The following is an 18296-nucleotide window of genomic DNA, read 5'->3' as shown; positions in this document are numbered from 1 at the left end:
CGTTGGTGATCTCTGGCGGATCAGAGCGGACGTGCCGCCGCCGGCTGCACGATGCCGCCGTACTGGTCGCGGAGGGCCTTGCGATTCACCTTGCCGGTATTGCCCTTGGGGAGTTCGGCGACGATCCGGTAGCGGCGCGGGCGCTGGAAGTTCGGCAGATCGGAGTCGCGCACGTAGGCTTCCAGCTCGTCGCCGCCGATCGGCCGGTCAACGACCACGAAGGCAACCACCAACTGGCCCCAGGCCGGGTCCGGCAAGCCCACGACCACGCATTCGCGCACCGCGGGATGGCGGCAGATCACCTCTTCCACGGCGTTGGGCAGCACGTTGATGCCACCGGTGACGATCATGTCGTCGGTGCGCCCTTTCAGATAGACGTAGCCATCGGCATCCACCGTCCCCAGGTCGCCCGAACGCCACCAGCCCTGCTCGAACTTCTGACGCGTCAGTTCCGGCTGGCGCCAGATCTCGCTCGCCACCGACGGCCCGCGCAGCACCACCTCGCCTTCCTCGCCGGCACCGAGCACCTCGTCGATACCTCCCCCCTGGCGCACGATGCGCAGTTCCACGCCGCGTGCCGGCCTGCCGATGCTGTCCAGGCGTGCCGCCGGGCCGTAGTCCTCCGGCAGCATCATCGTGCATCCGGCCCAGGTGCCGGTCTCGGTAGCGCCGTAGGAGTTCATGACCTGTGCGCAGATGCGCTGGCGAATGGCCTGGAAGGTGTCCGGGTCCATCTTCTCGCCGGCGAAGCCGACCCGCAGCAGCGAGCGCAAGTCATAGTCTTCCGGCGCCGAACGCAGCACCATGCGCCACATCGTCGGCACCAGGATGCACGAGGCCACGCGTTCGGTATGGACCCAGCGCAGGTACTGCACCGGATCCCATTCCGTCATCAGCACCAGGGTCGCCCCCACCATCAGGTAAGGCAGCGTGCAGTTGTACCAGCCGATGAAACCGGTGCTGAACACGTTGATGCCGCAGCGCCCCGGCTCGGCCAACAGGTAATGCGCGCCGTTGGCCGCCGAAGCGAGCAGGGTGCGATGCGTATGCACCACGCCCTTGGGCACGCTCGTGGTGCCGGACGACATCACGATCGCAGCCGCGTCGCCGGAGCTGGGAGCCCCCATGTCGGGCAAGCCGTCCATCCCGTCCGCCGCCAGATCACGCGGAACCAGCCATGGCAGCCCGGCTCCTGCGGTTGCGGCATCCCCCGGCGTCGCGGGCGTGATCGCGCCGATGGACACCTCGAGCGATGGCACCGCGGCCAGCATGCCGTCAGCCTGCGTGCGCAGCCCGAGGTCGAAGACGATCGCGCGCGGCGCCAGCCGGTTCCCGATCTCCGACAGCGTACGCGCCGACTCGCGGATGTGCAGCGAGCTTGGCACGGCACGCGCGCACATGCAGCCCAGCACTGCGACCGTGTGCATGATCGAGGTCGGCATCAACAGCGCCACCCGGTCGCCCGGACGGATGCCGGCCTCATGCAGAAGCCGCGCAAAACGGCACACCTGCCGGAACAGCTCCCTGTAAGTGCAACGTCCGCCGGCGTCGATCAGTGCCGTACGCTCCGCATGAGACTCAGCGGCTCGCGCCAGCATGGCGTTGATGGTGTCGCAGCCTGAATCGTTCGTCATGGATTCTCCCTTCGAGGCCGTACCGTCGCCAGCGCGTCGGCCTCTGCAGCGATCAGCGCCGCCGTGCGCTCTGGCGCCAGCATGGGAATCATGTGGCCCAGGCTTGGCAGCGGCACGTCCCGGCCCGCCTCGAACGCAGCGGCGAGAGCCGGCCACGTCGGCGAGTACGCGAAATCACGGTAATGCTCGGCGGCGGTCGGTTCCTTGGCGCGCAATACCGTGACCGGGACCCGGATGGAGCGCACCGCGTCGTGGATTTCGCGGTTGCTGGCGCCCGTCTCATAGACGCCGGCCTCGAATGCCGGCGCACAGCACAGCTCGAAGCCGGCACCGCCAGCGGCAGGCTTCAGGCCGTGGGCGCAATAGTCGTGCAGGGTGACGGCATCGAACTGCACATAGGGCGGCCGGGTGCGAAGGGCCTCGACCATTTCCTCGACCGAGGCGAAGTCGTTGCGCCGCCGAGCGACCGGATGCCGCTGTCCCGGCGGAGGCGCCATCGGATTCCAGCCTCGTGCGTACGCCTCCGGCGCAAAGATCACCGGGTCGATCAGTACCAACCGGGCGCACAGCGACGGCTCCAGCGCCGCGGCCACGGTAACGGCATGCCCGCCCGCCGAATGGCCGGCCCACAGCGCATCACGCACGCCGAGACGCTGCCCGGCGGCCGCCAGATCGGCCCCGAGTTCGCGCCAATGCGCCAAGGCACGCGACCCGCTGCGCCCGTGGCCGCGCAATTCGATGGCCAGCACATGCCTGCCAGGCAACAACCGTACGATCCGGTCCCAGCAGCGGGCATGGAAACCCGTGGCGTGCACCAGCACGATGCTGGGACCCTGGCCGCGGCACGAAACACGCCACTCGAAAACCGCAAGCGGCAGGCCGCCGGCATCGACCATGTGCAACTGCGGCTGTTCCGTTTCCGTCTCCGGCCGGTCGCGTGCCGAATCGACCTGATCGCCGGTGCGCTTCATTTCAACAGCGTCCATTCGCCGTTCTTGACGGTGATCAGCACACGGCCGCGTTCGTCGAAACCGCTGTGATCCGTCGGCGTCATGTTATAGACCCCCTGCGACGCCGGCAGCTCCCTGGTCTGCTCCAGCGCGTCGCGCAACGCGGTGCGGAACGCCACCGTACCCGGCTGCCCCTTCTCCAGGGCTTTCGGAATCGCCCGCTCCAGCAGCAGGCCGGCGTCGAACACATTGCCGCCGAAGGTCGCCGGGGTTGCGCCGTGGAGCTTCTGGTAGGCAGCGATGTAGTTCTTTGCAATCGTCTTCGACGGATGGCCATCGGACACTTCGTCGACCACCAGCATCAGGCTCGCCGCGATGATCGTGCCCTCGACCTTGCCGCCACCAAGCTTGAGGAACTCATTCAGGGCCGCGCCATGCGTCTGGTAGAACAGCCCCTTGTAGCCCCGGTCCTTCAACGTGATCTGCGGCAGCGCGGCCAGCGTCCCCGGCGCGGCGACCAGGATCGCGTCCGGCCGCGCCGACAGCAGCTTGATCGCCTGCCCCGCTACCGACGCATCCTGACGCTGGAATTTCTCGGTGGCGACGATGCGGATGCCGTTCGCTTCCGCACCCACGCGGAATACCTTTTCCCAGTTTTCGCCATAGGCATCTGCCGTGCCGATGAAGCCCACGCTCTTGATGCCGGTAGCCGCCATGTGCTCGATCAGCGCGCTGGCGATCAGGTCATCGTTCTGCGTGGTCTTGAAGACCCACTTCTTTTGTTCGTTCATCGGCAGCACGACCGCTGCGCTCCCGGTAGGCGCCAGCAGGGGCACCCTGGCTTCGGCAACGAAGGGAATCACGCCCAGCGTATTCGGCCCGCCAGTGGCACCGATGATCGCGTCTACCTTGCTCTCCTCGATCAGCTTCTTCACCGCCACCACGGCCGCCGTCGGATCGCTGCCATCGTCGAGGTACGTGTACTTGACGTCCTGCCCGCCAATCCTGGTCGGCAGCAGCGGAACCGTATTCTTCTGCGGAATGCCGACGTTGGCGATCGGCCCGGTGGAAGAACCGACGACGCCGATGTTGATCTCGGCACCGGCCACCCCTGCGAACAGCACCCCTGCCAGCAACGCGGACGTGCGGACGAGCTTCTTCATCTCTTGGTCTCCTTGGTAGTGGGATCCAGCCGCGATGCCCGCGGCCGGAATCCATTCATTTCGTGCCATTTGAGCAGTCCGCCGCGTTCCGGCCTTGTCGCTGGCTGCACAAGACTTGGATGTCGCTGCCACACCGCCATGGGCTCTGGCGGCGACGGATGAACGGCCGCACGAGACCTGCGGCGACAGGTGGATGCCGGCCGCCGGACCATCACGGGATTCATGGAATCGAAGATGGAACGCGATTCCTCGGCGGTCAGCCGGTCGACCGGATCCGCGCGTTCCAGGCGAAGCAGACGTGCTGCAAGGGTTCGTCGTCGCCCGCGGGCATCAGCTTCGCCGGGCCCGGCGCGTCACTGCAGAACACGTTCGCCGGGCGGCGGGACGGGTGCCGCCGCAGCCCCGCCACCATTGCGGTACTCGCTTGGCGACATGCCGTATTGGCGCCTGAATGCACGCGAGAAGTGGGCCGAATCGACAAACCCCCACTTGAATGCGACATCGGTGATCGTCCAGCCGTCCGCGCCCCGCCCCAGCAGATCCGCCGCGCTGCGCTCGAGGCGTTTGCGCATGATGTAGCGGAAGACGGTATCGCCATCGACACTGAAAATCCGGTAGAGCTGACGCTCGGAGATGCCCAATTGCCGCGCCAGCCCCCCTGGCGCAAGGTTGGGATCACAGAGTGAGCGGTCGATCAGCCGGTTGGCGAGCACACGCATCGGCACCCCATTCTCGGAGGCGGACCGTTCACCCAGTGCCGGCCGCATCAGATGGATCAACGCCATTTCCAGTGCATCGCCATCCGCATCGTCGGCCCACTGCATGGTGTCTCCCACGCCGACCTGCTGCAGGAGCCCGCGCAACAGCCACCCACTGGCACAGTGTTGCGACACCTTGGACATATGGCCGAGCCTGCCCGGCAAAGCGCGATCGATTACGCTTCGCGACAGATGCACCGAGAGCTGACCGATCAGGCCGTTCGGCCTCATCCGGAAATCACGCGCCGAATCGAGTAAAGCGACGTCCCCGGGCAACAGGCGGAATCCGCCGTTGGGACTGTCCGCGTCCTCCACGTCCATCACGCCGCTTTGCTGCAGGACCAGAAAACAGAATTCCGCATCGGTGCTGATCGAGCGCGTGTGATGGATGCTCGCGGCGTTGGTGCTGATGTGCGCGATGTCCAGCCCGCCGCACGTGGTCTTGGCGATACGGCCGACAAAGACGGGCAGTTCCCGCGCCGGCGCCGTGGCGAAACGGCCGCAGATGCTGCGCACCGCCGAGTTCCAGCGCTCGAGGCTCTCTTCGATCATGATTGGCACCCACTGTAGCGAGATACGGGCTGCAATGACGCGCCTTCCCATGAGCCGCCCGCCCACAAGCAAAGCCCTGATGCAGCGCCATGAATTATCATTTTTATCATTTGATAAATCAAATAAATGGCACCCTGCTCACGATGTTCGACACGTCCGGGAAGAAGCACCGCTTCGCATGCGGCACAGGTCGAGGGCTTAACTTGCCCACGGTCGCGGCAATCGCCCTGCTCCGCGATATGACAGGAAGGCGCATCGGGCGCTGCCCTGCCCGCCGCCGGGCGGCCCGATGAACCCCTTATTCCGGCGGCGGCAGTTGCAGCGGCCGCACCCGCTCGATGAGGCGCGGCGTATCCACCGGAGACGCGACGCGGCAGGCACGCCGGGCCTCCGCCGCATCGGCGTGGAAGCTCCCCTTGCCCGCCTCGCAGCGCGCCCGGGTGGTCGTGTCCACCCGGCCGCCGCTGCAGCAATAGCCCGTCTGCGCCTCGTCCGGCCGCGCACGCTCGCAGCGTGCGGCAGCCTCGCGCTCGGACGTGGAAAAGAATCCGCGGCAATCCTCCTGCCTGCCGCGGCGCAGCCGGCCGCTCTCGCAGCAGTAGCCGGTACGCACCGGCTCCGGCTGGCGAACGCCGAGCCCGCTGCTCCAGCGGCTCGCTTCCTCCCAGTCCTTGAGCGGAGCGCGCTGCACGCGGGGCGCGGTGCGGTCGGGATAGTCCGACACCAGCATCTCGCCGCGCTGCAGCCGGACCGGGCTCCAGCGCCCGGTCCGCGAACGGCACACGACAACGCCGTCCAGCACGACGATCTTCAACGCACCGCCGCGCGCCACCTGCAGCACGTACTCGGTGCCCTCGACGCCGGTCACCACGTTCTCGGTCTCGACTTCGAACAGCCCGCGCACGCGCGCGAGGATGCGGCCGAATTCGACGAACAGGGAGCCGGTGCGCACGCGGGTGTTGCGGTCGAGCATGATCTCGCCGCCGTCCGGATAGCGGATCACCGCGAAGGCGTCCGCCCCGGTCTGCACCACGTCGCCCGGCTGCAGCGCAGCCGGCAGGCGCGCCGCCAGCGGCCGACCGCCGCGCGACACCTGAACCGCGCCGGCCCACTCCGCCCCGCCGTACGGCAGGTAGCGGCCCGGCCGCTGCGGGTCCTCGCGCATCACGTCGACCAGCAGCGGGGCGCACCCCGCCAGCACCAGGCAGGCGAGCAGCACGGCGAAGGCGCGTGCGGCGGCGCCGATGGACGATGGGCGATGTACTTTCATTGGCCACCTCCGGGAACGGGAATGCCGGCCGCCTTGCGCTCGAGCCGGCCGAGCAGCCAGCAGGCGGCCAGGAATGCGCCGAGATCGTAGAGCGGATTGAGCAGCACGCCGGCGAACGCGAGCAGCGCCGCGCTCACGCCGAGGTAGGCGAGCGCCGCGGCCGCCAGCGCGACCAGTCCGACCACACGCGGGCGGGCGGCGAGGAAGAAGGCCGCCAACCCGCCCGCCGCGGCCAGCGCGAACATGGCGGCAAGCTGGGCCGGCCAGCCCGGCGGCCGCAGCACGGTCCCGCCCAGCAGGTTGCGCATCGCGTCGGCCTGCAGTTCGACGCCGAAGCGGTCTTCGGTACGCAGGCCGCGGCGCACCGTGTGCTCGTCGGGCGCGGACGAGGTCGCGAGGCCGACGATAACCAGCCTGCCGCGCAGATCCGCGGCAGGCGGCCCGGCCTCCAGCCACTGCGCGTAGGCATGGCGCCGGGCCGGCGCACGCCAGTCCGCCAGCGGCGACAGCGGCAGCAGGCGCGAGGCGACGACGTCGTCGTCCGCCAGCGCCGGGCAGCGCGAGCGGGCCTGCCGCTTGAGCATGGAAAAGCCGACCGGCGCCACCCCGGGGCCGGCGCCGCGCAGCGTGATCTCGCGCGGCCCGCGCCGGATGAGGTCGGGTTCGCCGCCGAACGCCGCGACGAGCGCCAGGGCCGGCGCCGCGGCCGGTTCGGCGTCCAGCATGCGGAAAGGATCGGCCGCGCGCTGCCTGTCCGCTGCGCGGGCAAGAGGCATGGAGAACAGGTAGCCTTCCTGCTCGCCCAGGCAGGCCACACCCCACTCCGCCCCGACGGCCAGCAGCGCCGGCGCGAGCCGCGGCCTGCCGTCGTCGATCTGCCGGACGGCGAGCACGACGCGGCTGCCGCGTTCGCGTGCACGGACCAGCGCAGCGGCGAGCATGCCGTCGGCGGGGCTCTCGCGCTCGAGGAAGAAATCCAGCACGATGACCGCCGCCCCCGCCTGCGACAGGCGGTCGATGAGCCGCGCATGCAGCTCGCGCCACGCCGGCGAACCGTCATAGGCGCGCCCCAGGCGCCGCTCGCTGTCATCGTCGAGCGCAACGACGAGCACCCGGTCGCCGCCCCCGCCCGCGATCCGTTCGCCCGCGAGCACCATGCTGTAGCTGGCGATGCGGGTGTCCAGCCCGAGCAGGCCGAACAGCCCCACCCAGGCGGCGAAAAAGGCGAGCAGCACGACCAGCGGCACCACGACGGCGCCGCGCATCGCGAAGCGCAGCAGCCGCTGCACGTCGTCCACCCGTCGCCGTGCGAAGCCGCGGGGGCGGCCGAGCACGGCATCGACCAGGCGTTCGAAATCCTCGCGGAAATGAGCGGCGTCCAGCGCCAGCGCCTCGCAGTCGGCCAGCGCGCGCAGCGCGGGCGGCAAGGCGCCGGGCGCGGGCATGGCGGCGCCCTCGACCAGCACCGGAATCACCCGCTTGCCCAGCGCCAACCCGGTCGCCACCTCGTGCGCAACGAAGTCGCCCGGCGTCCATAGCCGCGGCCGCCCCGCCGCATCGGCGATGCTCGCCCAGCGCGGGCCGATCACCACCACGAGCACGTCGCAGGCCGCAAGCCCCTCCTCCAGCAGCCGCGGGAAAGGCGCGCCGGGCGGGATGGACTCGCGGTCGAAGAAGACCCGTCCGGCCCCGAACTGCCGCTCGCACCAGTCGAACAACCGCCAGGTGCTGCCGCCGGCATCGTCACGGCGATAGCTGATGAAGATCCGCGTCATCGATCCGGCCCCGCCCGCGCGCATGGTGCCCGCATACACTGCATTCTATGTGCCGCTGCACGGAATTGCCCGCCGGAGAAACGCCGGCGGCGCAGGCCGCGGACGCCCCGCCGGGGCCGGCGGCGGAAGCCAACGGCCGGACCGGCTCCGCGGCTCCCCGGGCGGGGAACCCGCCACGGACGGCGCCGCGACGGCCGCGCGGAGCTAGAAGGACTTGCTGAGGCCCAGCAGCGCCGCCCAGTCCGCCGTGAGCTGCACGCCGTTCACATGCTGATGGACCGGCAACTGGACGAAGGCATAGACCTGGAAATCGCGCGCGATCGCGTAACCGAGGCCAGGGCCGAGGAACAGCTTGCGCGAGCCGCTGTCCTCCGGCTCGGCCTCGCTGCCGCGGTCGCGGCCGCGCCACTGGAAGTTCGCCTGCACGAAGGCCGCCCAGCGGGGCGCCAACTGCCGCTGCCAGCCGACATCCAGGCTGTACTGGTTGCCGGGGCAAAAGCCGTCGCTCTCTCCCATGGCCACCTGCGCCAGCGCCTGCGCGAACAGGGCCGAATCGCCTTCGTCGAGGGGCAGCCGATACCACGCGCCGACGATGGCATCCGTCGTACCGGTGCCGGGCTGCAGGCTCCGCTCCGCGCGCTCGCCGTCGCCGTTCTCGACCTTGCGGCTGCCGGTGGGCAGCTTCAGGCCGAAGTTGATGCCCGCACTCGGCGACGTGCCGTCGCCCATGAACTGGTAGCGGCCGACCACGCGCAGGTCGCCGATGCGGGTGAAGTTCCACGCCTGCGTCTCGTGCGACACGCCGCCGCCGTGCTCGTGATGATTGTGGACGTGCGAGTGGCTGCGGTTTGTGAGCGGCAGCGTGAACGACACACCCCAGCGCGGGTCGATGGCGTAGTCCAGGGTGCCCAGCCAGTTGCGGTTGATCGTGCGGATCTCGTCGTGGTGGCGGCTCACCTCCCCGGCGGACACGTCGCGCGTGCCGGCGCGCGGCTGGTCCTGGTCGATGAACTGGTACTGCAGGTCCAGCCGCATGCCCGGCTCCGTCCATACCCCCTGCGCATGCCAGTTGGTGTTGATGGAGCAAAACGCCTGCCCGCAGGACGCGACCGCGGCGGGCGAAACCGCGCCCGCGACGCACAGCAGGGACAGGCGCGCGAGGCGCTTCGGGTTCGAGTCGTCGGGCACCATGGCTCCTCGGTTCCACTTGGGGAGCGCCAATTTAGCAAGCAGGCCATGCCGCGCACATGCGGCGCGAAGTCGCACCCGCCCTGCCCGGCCGCCGCCGTGGCCTCCCCGCTTGCGGGGACGCTACCATTGCGGGTTTCGACCCCGAGCGCACCGATGAAACCCGCCCAGCATCCCACCGCCCTGCGCACCGCACAGCTTCTCGCCGACGCCGGCATCGACACCCGCGTCGTCGAGTTCGAACAACCCACCCGCACCAGCGCCGACGCCGCCGCGGCAATCGGCTGCTCGGTGGCCGAAATCGCCAAGTCCATCATCTTCCGCGGCGAACGCAGCGGCCAGGCGATCGTCGTCGTCGCCAGCGGCGACAACCGCGTCAGCGAGGCCAAGGTGGCGGCACTGGTAGCCGAACCCCTGGCCCGCGCCGACGCCGATTTCGTGCGCAGCGCAACCGGCTACGCCATCGGCGGCGTCGCCCCGCTCGGCCACGCGCAGCCGGTGAAGCTGCTGCTGGACGAAGACCTGCAGCGCTTCGACACCCTCTGGGCCGCCGCCGGCACACCGTTCTCGGTGTTCCCGCTGACACCGGCGCAACTCAGGCAGTTGACTGGCGCGGAGTGGCTGGACGTTCGGCAGTAGGCTTCTGCCTGGCGTTGGGAGCCGGCTGTGGCCGGGGTTATGCCGCATCCTTTTCTTATGGCTGTTGGCTGTGTTCTCAATGTCTGGGGTTCGGCCGAAGCGGACGGTCAGGCAGGGGGCCTACTGTCCTCCATAGTCGGTCGTTTGCCCTTACATTTCTCGCGTTCACGCAATTACAAACAATGGAGCTGTAGGATTTATGAGATGGGCGGTGGAAATTCAAAGAACAAGCCTTGAGTTGAGAAATCTGAAGGACTTACTGGGCGGCCTTGGATTCGACGTCATCGAGACGACCGATTATCCGGCAATCACCTCAGAGAAAATGGAAATGTGCTCGACTGCCGCTGACGCGTTCGAACTCGCGAAGGAAATTAGAACCGCTATGCAAGGACCCGCGGATATCGATTCGACGTTTCAGTTGGGCGCCGTCTTGGAGTTTTCATGCTATCCACCGAGGCGCCACGCTTTTCTCGAGGCTCAATCGGGAGTGATACGAATACAGGGAGGAACTTCTACTATGACGATTGGGCCTCCATGTGAACTAAGTGAGCACGCACTCGCAGTTTGGTGGGAGCAGCAGGCGGAGAAAGAGTATCAGACGGCACTTGAGCGTCAGAGAGCGAGGCTTGAACCTGCTTTTCGTAACGAAAACGCTGCGAAGGTACTTGATCTTCTCTCAAAGAAAAACCAGACTGGTTCTACGTTGTATAAAATATATGAACTCGCTGAGGGGCACCCTAAGAACAGGAAAGCCTTTCACACACAGTTCGGCATCTCAGCCGACGAGTTTCAAAGATTCGGGGACGCAGTTCACAATTCGGCTGTCTCAGGTGACTGGGCGCGCCACGCATATGACGATACCCCGAAAAGTGCCAAGCCAATGTCGAAAGCTGAGGCGGAGAGCTTTGTTCGCCGATTGGCAGCTAAGTGGTTGGAGAATTTGCGAGAAGTTTGATGAATCAAGATTTCATGCCATAAATTACTCCACGGCACCATTTTCTCTGCGCCAACCCCTGCAATGCACTGTGCCCTGATAGCGTGCTGACCTGCCCTGATTCTTCGGACCACGAATTACGTGAGAGGGATGGCTTGGTGGTGGTTGCCTGACTGATTCTGAACGAACTGCGCCGGGGTCAGGTAGCCCAGCGCCGAATGCGGTCGAACTTCATTGTAATGGCGGCGCCACTGCTCGATCAGCACGCGTGCTTCAAGGCGGTTACGAAAATACTCCATGGACAGGCATTCATCCCGTAGCTTGCCGTTGAAACTCTCGTCGGTGCCGTTCTGCCAGGGTTTGCCCGGCTGCGACAACGCCATCTGCAATCCCTGATCGCTCGCCCACTGAAGTAGCCGGGCCGAGACAAACTCCGGACCGTTGTCCGAACGCAGTGCCTTGGGCGCACCGCGCTCGCTGATCAAGCGGCTCAACACTTCGATGACGCGCTCGGAGCGGATGCTGCCGGCCACATCGATCGCCAGTGCCTCGCGCGTGTGCTCATCGATCACCGTCAGGCACTTGATGGGCTGTCCGTTGGCGCAGGTGTCGAAGACGAAGTCGTAGGCCCAGATCCCGTTCATCCGTGAAGCTCGCTGTACCTGATCGCGCTGACTGGCAACCCGACGCCGGGGACGCTTGCGCGGCACCTGCAGGCCGGCCTTGCGCCACAGCCGCCAGGTGCGGCCGGTGCTCAAGTGGTATCCGGCCCGGCGCAGAAAGATGCGAATGCGCCGATAGCCGTAGCGTGGGTACTGGGCCGCCAAGCGTCGCAACTGGCCGATCAGCGGACGATCGCGTTCGTCCAGGCACGACGCGTAGCCCAGCGTCGAGCGCGACACCGACATCAGCGCGCACGCCCGGCGCTGCGAGATACCTCGCCTGACCGCATAATGCACCTGCGCTCGGCGTGCCCAGGTGCTCACCATTTTTTTGCCGCGATCTCCTTCATGACGTCGATCTCCAGGTCCCGATCGGCCACCATCTTCTTGAGTCGCGCGTTCTCCGCTTCCAACTGCCGCAGCCGTTTGACCTCGTCCGCGTTCATCGCACCAAAGCGCTTGCGCCACGTGTAGATCGTCTGCTCGCTCACGCCGTGCTTCTTCGACACCTCCGCCACCGGCAAGCGATCTGCCTCCCGCAGAATCTTCACCATCTGCTCTTCTGAAAAACGACTCTTGCGCATGACTTCCCCTTCTTCATCGAAGCCATCCTCTCAGGTTTCAACTGGTCCGAAAAGTCGGGGGCAGGTCAGTGCGACAGGTGACAGCTTTGGCCGATATCGGTAATTCGGGAGTCGAGCGTTGAACGACCGCTCCGGCCGAGGAACCGCCACTCAAGTTTCCGCAGGCAAAATCAGCCAACTAACCGCCATCTCACTTCCCGACGACGCCAGCCTCAAGGCCGACACCATCCACAATGGCTGCTCGTCAAGTGAAGAGACCACGCAAAACAGTGCCCGGAACCTTTCCGAGCCCCGAAGGCACGTCCATCGGGCGTTCTTATTGGCGTGGCCATTGATCCTCCCGCGGCGATGACGGCACCGGCAAGGTAGGCGCGGAGCGTCATGCCCGTGAGCGCAGATGAGAAACTCAGGCAGTACCGCAGAACGACGTACACATAAAAAACGGGAGCCACACCGGCTCCCGTCCGCAACCGCGAATACCGCAGGCGATCAGCGCGTGAAGCGCTCCTCGGCGATGGTGTCGGCCACTTCGCCGGTCGGGCGCTCTTCTTCGCGGGCGCGCTCGAACACTTCCATCAGGTTGTCGTAGATGCCTTCGATGTGCCTGAGCAGCGCGGCGCGGTCGAAGCCGGTGCGCTCGTGGTACACGTCGATGATTCCGCCGGCGTTGATGACGTAGTCGGGCGCGTAGAGGATGCCGCGGCGGAACAGTTCGGCGCCGTGGCGGGCCTCGGCGAGCTGGTTGTTGGCGGCGCCGGCGACGATCTTCGCCTTGAGTTGCGGGATGGTGTCGTCGTTGATGACGGCGCCCAGCGCGCACGGCGCGAAGATGTCGACATCCAGCCCGAAGATGTCCTCCGGCGCGACGACGGTGGCACCGAGGTCGCGCGCCGCGGCGGTCAGCGACTCGCGGTGGATGTCGGTGACCCACAGCTCGGCGCCGGCGTCCTTCAACTGGCGGGCGAGGTCGAAACCGACGTTGCCCACGCCCTGCACCGCGATGCGCAGACCTTCGAGGGAATCGCGGCCGAGCCGCTCCCGGGCCGCCGCCTTGATGCCGACGAACACGCCGTACGCGGTGGCGGGCGACGGGTCGCCGCTGCGCATGCCGTCATCGGTGGGCTTGTCGACGATGCCGGCGACGTGGCGGGTGAATTGCGCCATGTACTTGATGTCGGCCACGCTGGTGCCCGAATCCTCGGCGGCGATGTAGCGGCCGCCGAGCTGCTCCAGCGCGCGGGCGAAGGCGGCCAGCAGTTCGGGGGTCTTCTGCGTGCGCGGGTTGCCGATGATGACCGACTTGCCGCCGCCCAGCTTCAGGTTGGCCATCGCCGACTTGTAGGTCATGCCGCGCGACAGGCGCAGCACGTCGCGGATCGCCTCGTCCTCGGTGGCATACGGCCACATGCGGCAGCCGCCGAGCGCGGGCCCGAGGTTGGAATTGTGGATGGTGATGATCGCCTTGAGTCCGCTCTTGTCGTCGCTGACGAAGACGACCTGCTCGTGGTCGGCGAAATCGATCTGGGAAAAAACGGCCATGCTTGTCTCCTTTCCTTGTGGGATGGCGTGGTGGATGCGGCGAAGGTGCGGAAGGGGATGCCCTTCGCCTGCGGGGGCTCCCCGGGCACGGCCCGCTCGTGGCGGCGCGCTCCGGGGAGTTCGGGCCGGTGCGCTCCGGCCCGGTCAGCCGGCGAACACCGGGATGATCTTGCGCGGCCGCGCCGGGGCCTCGCCGGCGGCGTGCGCCTTGCGGCGGAAGGCGTCGAGCAGCGCCGCCTCGCGCCTGCGGGCGTGCGCCAGGTAGCGCTCGCGCACGTGGCCGAAGCCGCGGATCTGCTCGGGGATGGAGGCGAGTTCCACCGCCGTCTCGTGGCTGGCGAGTTCCAGGCCGGCGAGGATTTCGTCGACCACCCGCTCGTAGCCGGCGATCAGTTCGCGATCGAGCTTGCGGTCGTGGCTGCGGGCGAAGGGGTCGAGCATGCTGCCGCGCAGGCGGCGGAACTTCGCCAGCACGCGCATCGCCTTCAGCATCCACGGGCCGTACGCCTTCTTCTGCAGTTCGCCGCTCTGCGGGTCCTTCGCCGCCAGCGTCGGCGGTGCGAGGTGGAAGACGAGCTTGTAGTCGCCCTCGAACTGTTCGTCGACGCGCTTCAGGAAATCGCTGTCGGTGTAGAGGCGGGCCACTTCGTACTCGTCCTTGTAGGCGAGCAGCTTATGGTAGCCGCGCGCCACTGCCTCGGTGAGCAGCGTGATGCCCGGCGCCACGCGCGCCTCGGCGGCACGCACGCGCTCGACCAGCCGCGCGTAGCGCTCGGCGTAGGCGGCGTCCTGGTAGTCGGCCAGATGCGCCATGCGCCGCGCGATCAGTTCGTCGAGGCTCTGCGACAGTTCGTGGTGCGCCGGCGTGCCGTGCTGCGGCCGCGCGGCCGCGCTCACCGCCCGCAGGTCCACCGCCGCGCGGCGGCCCCACAGGAAGGCGGCCTTGTTGGCTTCCACCGCGGCGCCGTTGATCTCGATGGCGCGCAGGATGGATTCGCCCGCCAGCGGCACCAGCCCCTTCTGCCAGGCGTAGCCGAGCATGAACAGGTTGGTGGCGATGGAGTCGCCCAGCAGCGCGGTGGCGAGCCGCGTGGCGTCGATGAATTCGGCATTGTCCGCGCCCACGGCATCGACGATCTGCGCCTCCATCGATCCGGCGGGGAACTGCGGATCGGGGTGCGCCGAGACGTCGCCGGTGCGGGCCTGGGCGGCAAAGCCGCGCACGAATTCGCTGGTCATGGTCTGGTCGGCGTTGATCACCACCCGGGTATGGCCGGCGCGCATCTTGGCGAGCGATTCGTCGCCGGCGGCCACCACCAGGTCGCAGCCGATCACCGCATTGGCCTCGCCGGCGGCGACGCGGGCGGCATGGAGCTGCCCGGGCCGGTCGGCGATGCGCACGTGCGACCACACCGCGCCGCCCTTCTGCGCCAGCCCCGCCATGTCGAGCACCGAGATGCCCTTGCCTTCCAGGTGCGCGGCCATGCCCAGCAGCGCGCCGATGGTCACCACGCCGGTGCCGCCGACGCCGGTGATGAGGATGCCCCACGGCGCCGCGGTCGAAGGCAGTTGCGGCAGCGGCAGTTCGGCGAAGGCCGCGGCGGCGGCGCCCACTGCCTTGCCCTTCCTGAGCTTGCCGCCCTCGATGGTGACGAAGCTCGGGCAAAAGCCCTTCACGCAGGAGAAATCCTTGTTGCAGGACGATTGGTCGATCGCGCGCTTGCGGCCGAACTCGGTCTCCACCGAGCCCACCGACATGCAGTTCGACTTTTCGCTGCAGTCGCCGCAGCCCTCGCACACGAGGTCGTTGATCACCACGCGCTGCGCCGGGTCGGGGAACTTGCCGCGCTTGCGCCGGCGGCGCTTCTCGGCGGCGCAGGTCTGGTCGTAGATGATGGCGGTGACGCCCGGCACTTCGCGCAGTTCGCGCTGTACGGCATCCAGCTCGTCGCGGTGGCGGACGGGGATGCCGTGCGGCAGGTCGGCCGGGCCGTAGGCGCGCGGCGTGCCGTCATTGACGACGACCACCGTGCCAACGCCCTCGGCCAGCAACTGGCGCGCGATGATGGGCACCGACAGCGTGCCGTCGTGCGGCTGGCCGCCGGTCATCGCCACCGCGTCGTTGTACAGGACCTTGTAGGTGATGTTCACCTTCGCCGCCACCGCCGCGCGGATGGCGAGGATGCCCGAGTGCATGTAGGTGCCGTCGCCGAGGTTGGCGAACACGTGTGGCGTGCGGGTGAACGGCGCCTGGCCGACCCAGGGCACGCCCTCGCCGCCCATCTGGCAGAAGGTCTGCGTGCTTTCCGGCGACAGCCAGGTCGCCATGTAGTGGCAGCCGATGCCGGCGATGGCGCGCGAACCCTCCGGCACCCTGGTCGAGGTGTTGTGCGGGCAGCCGGAGCAGTAGTGCGGCACGCGCGAGATCGACAACCGCGGCCTGGCGAGCGCGGCTTCCTTGGCTTCCAGGAACACCAGCCGCGCCTTGATGCGGTCCGAGGTGTAGAAGCGCGCGATGCGGGCGGCGATCGCACGCGCGACCATCGCCGGGGTCAGTTCGCCGGCGGCCGGCAGCAGCCAGTCAGAGTGCGGCAGGGCCCATTCGCCCTTCTCGTCGAACTTGCCGATCACGCGCGGGCGCACGTTTTCCTTCCAGTTGTACAGCTCTTCCTTCAACTGGTATTCGAGGAACTGGCGCTTCTCCTCGATGACGAGGATTTCGTCTAGGCCGTCGGCGAACCGGCGCACGCCCTCGGCTTCCAGCGGCCACACCATGCCGACCTTGTACACCCGCAGGCCGATCTCGGCGGCCACCGCTTCGTCGATGCCGAGGTCTTCCAGCGCCTGGCGCACGTCGAGGTAGCTCTTGCCGCTGGTGATGATGCCCAGCCTGGCGTTCGGGCTGTCGATGATGGTGCGGTTGAGCCGGTTGGCGCGGCAGTAGGCGAGCGCGGCGTACAGCTTGTGGTGCAGCAGGCGCTTTTCCTGCACCAGCGGCGGATCGGGCCAGCGCAGGTTGAGGCCGTCGGCGGGCAGCGGGAATTCCTCCGCCGAGGGGATCACCGTCTGCACCTTGAAGGGGTCGACATCCACCGACGAGGACGTTTCCACCGTATCGGTGAGCGCCTTGAATGCCACCCAGCAGCCCGAGTAGCGCGACAGCGCGAAGCCGTGCAGGCCGTATTCCAGGTATTCCTGGATGCCGGCCGGCGCCAGCACCGGCATCATCAGCGCCTTGAACACGTGCTCGGTCTGGTGCGGCAGGGTGGAAGACTTGGCCGCATGGTCGTCGCCGGCGATGACCAGCACGCCGCCGTGCTTCGAGGTGCCCGCCGCGTTGGCGTGGCGGAACACGTCGCCGGTGCGGTCCACGCCCGGGCCCTTGCCGTACCAGATCGAGAACACGCCGTCGTACGTGGCGTTGGGGTCGAGGTCGACCTGCTGCGTGCCCCACACCGCGGTGGCGGCCAGGTCTTCGTTGAGGCCGGGCTGGAAGCGGATGTCCATCGGTTCGAGGAACTTCTTCGCCTTCCAGAATTCCTGGTCGACGTTGCCCAGCGGCGAGCCGCGGTAGCCGGTGACGAAGCCGGCGGTGTTCAGCCCGGCGGCCTGGTCGCGCATCTTCTGCATCATCGGCAGGCGCACCAGGGCCTGGATGCCGGTCATCCAGGCGCGGCCGGATTGCAGGGTGTACTTGTCGTCGAGGGTGACGGGGGGCAGTGTGTTCGACATGGTGGCGTGAACCGTCGCGGAACCGGCGCGCCGCGCTGTTGGCACGGGCATCGGGCCTGCCGACGTTGTCTCCTGTGTGGTTGGTCTTGGCGCTCGTCCTCGGCATCGAACGGCGAGGTGGCATCGTACGGAGAAGCGGCGGCGGAAAATTTCCTCGATGCGGCGCAAATCCGTTTCCGGCGGAAAAATTTTTTCGCGCAGGCCCGCCGCCGCGAAACACGATGAAGCTACGCCGACGATGCAGTGCAACATCCGCCCCCGGAACCCGCGCTTTCCGCCGCGCCGTCGTCGCATCGGGTTACGGATTCCGGGGCGGCAAGAAGCCGGATGAGGACGCGAGGGCTTGAAAGCCGGCGGGTACGCCCCCACAATGCAGGCATGGTTGTAATTCCGGCAAACCGGAGACGTTCTGGACGGGGGTTCGATTCCCCCCAGCTCCACCAGAAGAAGGCACGGCGACAACGCTGCGTTTTCTTCTGAGGGGGCTGACCTGGTCTCGACAGGGCGGGCAAGGGTGAGCAGGCAACCCGAGAGGCGACGGACGTAATCCGCGCAAAACCACAAACGCCAACGATGAGCGTTTCGCACTGGCCGCCTAAGGCCGATGCCGAGGCCGCTTGAGCCTTGTTACCAAAGAAAAGCCGGCGGGGACTTCGGTCCCCGTCGTCACGTCTACGGTCGGCCTTTTTCGTCCAGCCGGCCACCTCGGCCCCACCCGCAAATCTGCCCGCAACGGCACGGCGAATCGCGTCGCCGCAGGCGCAATGTTGCGGCGCGCCAGCGGCATCCGGAACGATCTGGCGGGATTCCACCGCGAGCAGGCAAAATTTTTCTTCTGGCGCGATAAACACAGCCTTTCAACGAAAAACAATTCCGCGCGCTCCTCCTTACCATGCCTCACCTCGCAGACACCCCA

At 67.6% G+C, this 18296-nt stretch carries 12 protein-coding genes and 1 other RNA gene; 3 read left to right on the top strand and 10 right to left on the bottom strand.

Translation table 11 applies throughout. The features are described 5' to 3' along the window. Nucleotides 1–20 precede the first annotated feature (20 nt). From CCZ27_RS01415 to CCZ27_RS01385, 7 genes are all read right to left on the bottom strand, one after another. Nucleotides 21–1634, bottom strand: a complete 1614-nt coding sequence (locus CCZ27_RS01415; protein WP_096445027.1) for a class I adenylate-forming enzyme family protein — start codon at nt 1632–1634, stop codon at nt 21–23. Then, the gene (locus CCZ27_RS01410; RefSeq protein ID WP_096445026.1) at nt 1631–2620 is read right to left on the bottom strand and encodes an alpha/beta fold hydrolase; all 990 of its coding nucleotides are present in this window, start codon (nt 2618–2620) and stop codon (nt 1631–1633) included. The genes CCZ27_RS01415 and CCZ27_RS01410 overlap by 4 nt, the downstream gene beginning before the upstream one ends. Then, nucleotides 2602–3879, bottom strand: a complete 1278-nt coding sequence (locus CCZ27_RS01405) for an ABC transporter substrate-binding protein (protein ID WP_332460889.1) — start codon at nt 3877–3879, stop codon at nt 2602–2604. The genes CCZ27_RS01410 and CCZ27_RS01405 overlap by 19 nt, the downstream gene beginning before the upstream one ends. A 221-nt stretch (nt 3880–4100) precedes the next feature. Further along, nucleotides 4101–5057: a transcriptional regulator FeaR gene (gene feaR / locus CCZ27_RS01400; RefSeq protein WP_157748407.1), complete on the bottom strand. Its 957-nt coding sequence runs from the start codon at nt 5055–5057 to the stop codon at nt 4101–4103. A 298-nt stretch (nt 5058–5355) separates the two neighbouring features. Beyond that, nucleotides 5356–6327 carry a FecR domain-containing protein gene (locus CCZ27_RS01395; RefSeq protein WP_096445023.1) on the bottom strand — a complete coding sequence of 324 codons (972 nt, stop codon included), beginning with the start codon at nt 6325–6327 and terminating at the stop codon, nt 5356–5358. Then, nucleotides 6324–8102 (bottom strand): CHASE2 domain-containing protein, encoded by a 1779-nt coding sequence (locus tag CCZ27_RS01390; RefSeq protein WP_198363235.1) that lies wholly within the window; start codon nt 8100–8102, stop codon nt 6324–6326. Before CCZ27_RS01390 ends, CCZ27_RS01395 begins: the two co-directional genes overlap by 4 nt. A gap of 204 nt (nt 8103–8306) precedes the next feature. After that, entirely contained in the window at nt 8307–9293 is a 987-nt protein-coding gene (locus CCZ27_RS01385; protein WP_096445021.1) for a transporter, read from the bottom strand. A gap of 153 nt (nt 9294–9446) precedes the next feature. Between CCZ27_RS01385 and CCZ27_RS01380 the strand changes: the two genes are divergently transcribed. Together CCZ27_RS01380 and CCZ27_RS23220 are read left to right on the top strand one after the other, a co-directional pair. Then, a complete protein-coding gene (locus tag CCZ27_RS01380) occupies nt 9447–9929 on the top strand; it encodes a YbaK/EbsC family protein (RefSeq protein WP_096445020.1) in 483 nt (160 codons plus the stop codon). A gap of 211 nt (nt 9930–10140) precedes the next feature. After that, a complete protein-coding gene (locus tag CCZ27_RS23220) occupies nt 10141–10884 on the top strand; it encodes a hypothetical protein (protein ID WP_157748405.1) in 744 nt (247 codons plus the stop codon). A gap of 116 nt (nt 10885–11000) precedes the next feature. Here the strand turns inward: CCZ27_RS23220 and CCZ27_RS01375 are convergent. From CCZ27_RS01375 to CCZ27_RS01365, 3 genes are all read right to left on the bottom strand, one after another. After that, nucleotides 11001–12109 (bottom strand): IS3 family transposase gene (locus CCZ27_RS01375; protein WP_096445019.1). Its coding sequence is split into 2 segments (ribosomal slippage): nt 11001–11851 and nt 11851–12109, totalling 1110 coding nucleotides; the frame shifts between segments, so codons are not numbered across the junction. A gap of 489 nt (nt 12110–12598) precedes the next feature. After that, nucleotides 12599–13648, bottom strand: coding sequence for a Glu/Leu/Phe/Val dehydrogenase dimerization domain-containing protein (locus tag CCZ27_RS01370; protein ID WP_096445018.1), 1050 nt, complete (start codon nt 13646–13648; stop codon nt 12599–12601). A gap of 144 nt (nt 13649–13792) precedes the next feature. After that, nucleotides 13793–17380 carry an indolepyruvate ferredoxin oxidoreductase family protein gene (locus CCZ27_RS01365; protein ID WP_096445017.1) on the bottom strand — a complete coding sequence of 1196 codons (3588 nt, stop codon included), beginning with the start codon at nt 17378–17380 and terminating at the stop codon, nt 13793–13795. A gap of 331 nt (nt 17381–17711) precedes the next feature. Between CCZ27_RS01365 and ssrA the strand changes: the two genes are divergently transcribed. Next, nucleotides 17712–18049: a transfer-messenger RNA gene (gene ssrA / locus CCZ27_RS01360) on the top strand. Nucleotides 18050–18296: the final 247 nt, after the last annotated feature.

It is taken from the genome of Thauera sp. K11 (assembly GCF_002354895.1).
In the GTDB taxonomy this organism is placed as follows: Bacteria; Pseudomonadota; Gammaproteobacteria; order Burkholderiales; family Rhodocyclaceae; genus Thauera; species Thauera sinica.
Note: the sequence above shows the minus strand (reverse complement) of the source record. Positions and strands in the feature narration are given on the sequence as shown.

Coding starts and splice junctions, on each gene's coding strand:
- CCZ27_RS01415 (WP_096445027.1), bottom strand. CDS start 1,634: ATGACGAACGATTCAGGCTGCGACACCATCAACGCCATGCTGGCGCGA.
- CCZ27_RS01410 (WP_096445026.1), bottom strand. CDS start 2,620: ATGGACGCTGTTGAAATGAAGCGCACCGGCGATCAGGTCGATTCGGCA.
- feaR (WP_157748407.1), bottom strand. CDS start 5,057: ATGATCGAAGAGAGCCTCGAGCGCTGGAACTCGGCGGTGCGCAGCATC.
- CCZ27_RS01395 (WP_096445023.1), bottom strand. CDS start 6,327: ATGAAAGTACATCGCCCATCGTCCATCGGCGCCGCCGCACGCGCCTTC.
- CCZ27_RS01390 (WP_198363235.1), bottom strand. CDS start 8,102: ATGACGCGGATCTTCATCAGCTATCGCCGTGACGATGCCGGCGGCAGC.
- CCZ27_RS01385 (WP_096445021.1), bottom strand. CDS start 9,293: ATGGTGCCCGACGACTCGAACCCGAAGCGCCTCGCGCGCCTGTCCCTG.
- CCZ27_RS01380 (WP_096445020.1), top strand. CDS start 9,447: ATGAAACCCGCCCAGCATCCCACCGCCCTGCGCACCGCACAGCTTCTC.
- CCZ27_RS01370 (WP_096445018.1), bottom strand. CDS start 13,648: ATGGCCGTTTTTTCCCAGATCGATTTCGCCGACCACGAGCAGGTCGTC.
- CCZ27_RS01365 (WP_096445017.1), bottom strand. CDS start 17,380: ATGTCGAACACACTGCCCCCCGTCACCCTCGACGACAAGTACACCCTG.